The following is a 1616-nucleotide window of genomic DNA, read 5'->3' on the forward strand; positions in this document are numbered from 1 at the left end:
CCCCAGATCGAAACCGCCGATGCCGGCGAACAGCGAACCGAACGTGATCGTCATGCCCGTGAATACGTGATTGCCGATAACTGGACCGATGACCTGATCCGGAAATGACGGAAGCCTTGCCGAAAGGGTTCCCCGAAGGGTTTCGGAAAGGCTTCGCGGAAGGGAAAAGCGAATCCTTCGCGAAACGCTCTCCCGAACGCTTGCCGGAAACTGTTGATGCGCCGAATTTTGCGGGGTGAGCCCTTGAGATCGGGGATAAAGCGCGGCGAAGGGCCTGAACTGGCGGGAATTGAAAGGAGATCACGATTGACATCCGTTCGGATTTCTGCTTTTAGTCTTGCTACTTACGCGCACAGCGAACGATTGGCATACAGGTTCGATGTCCTGAAGGATGGGCGCGCCCCGTAAAATCGGGCGAACTATGTTCGCCCGATCACGGGGCTTCGCCACGTAAGTGGTGAGGCCCCGTGATTTGACGGAGGCGAATTTTACGGGAGCCACGTGATCGCCGCAGGCGATTTTACGTGGCAGACAGAGACCACTTATGTTCTATGTTTACGTCCTCCACAGTGAAAAAGATGGCAAACTCTACACGGATTTCAGAAACGACCTCAAAAATCGCATCAAATGTCACGAACAGGGCAAAGTGGCCTCAACTAAAGATCGTCGCCCGGTGAAACAGATCTATTACGAAGCCTATTTGCTGGAAGATGATGCCAAATCAAGAGAACTGTTTTTGAAGAGTGGTTCAGGTAAGAAATTTTTGAGGAAACAATTGGCCAATTACTTTGCGGAGAATCTGTGGAAATAAATTGTGCGAAAGCCCCGTGGTCCCGTGACTGCGGAGCAGTTTTACGGGACTTTACGGGGCCAAGATGCTCACAAATCTGGTGAAATCAGTGGAGGAGTTGAAAATGAAGCCAACACTGAAACATATCGATCCAATGTTAGTTGTTGGAATCGGCGTCCGCACAACAAATCATGCGGAGTCGAAGAAGGATACGGCTAAGATCCCAGCACTCTGGGGAAGGTTCTTTCAAGAGAATCTCAGTGGCAAGATCCCAAACCAAATTCAGAGTTCTCAAACATACGGTGTTTACTCATCCTACGAGTCGGATTGTGATGGGAAATACACCGTTACGGCAGGGAAATGCGTTTCCAGAGTGGATAATTTGCCTCAATACCTTGCTATGGTGAATGTCGAAGGTGGGAGCTATCTTGTTTTTGAAGGCAAAGGTCCCATGCCGGAGATCGTGATCAATATTTGGAAAGAGATCTGGAACTATTTCTCGTCCAAACAGGAATTGAAACGGAGACACACAACCGACTTCGAGCTCTATAAAGCAGGTGGAGAAGTTGCAATTCACATAGCCGTTATGTGAGGCGCGAATGAAAAAAATCGATAGTTAGCACTGTTCAATTTTCACTTTGAATGAGTGATAAACAGGTTCGATGTCCTGACAATGGGGCGCACAACGATTTTCCGCCAGGAAAATAGAGGCGGTTTTTTTTGATTTTGAGCAACTATAGTATTTTAACCTTTGGTTAGTAATACCTTTGTTAAAAACTATAAGTATTTCTAACTTCTTATTCGCACTGGCATACGAATAAGAAGT

At 47.4% G+C, this 1616-nt stretch carries 2 protein-coding genes; both read left to right on the top strand.

Annotated features, from left to right (window positions below):
• The first annotated feature begins 544 nt into the window (after positions 1–544).
• Positions 545–811: an excinuclease ABC subunit C gene (locus tag COV46_06050; GenBank protein ID PIR16982.1), complete on the top strand. Its 267-nt coding sequence runs from the start codon at positions 545–547 to the stop codon at positions 809–811.
• Between the two features lie 64 nt (positions 812–875).
• The gene (locus COV46_06055) at positions 876–1382 is read left to right on the top strand and encodes an AraC family transcriptional regulator (protein ID PIR16983.1); all 507 of its coding nucleotides are present in this window, start codon (positions 876–878) and stop codon (positions 1380–1382) included.
• The last annotated feature ends 234 nt before the right edge of the window (positions 1383–1616 follow it).

It is taken from the genome of Deltaproteobacteria bacterium CG11_big_fil_rev_8_21_14_0_20_49_13 (genome assembly GCA_002796305.1).
Classification (GTDB): domain Bacteria; phylum UBA10199; class UBA10199.

Coding starts and splice junctions, on each gene's coding strand:
- COV46_06050 (PIR16982.1), top strand. CDS start 545: ATGTTCTATGTTTACGTCCTCCACAGTGAAAAAGATGGCAAACTCTAC.
- COV46_06055 (PIR16983.1), top strand. CDS start 876: ATGCTCACAAATCTGGTGAAATCAGTGGAGGAGTTGAAAATGAAGCCA.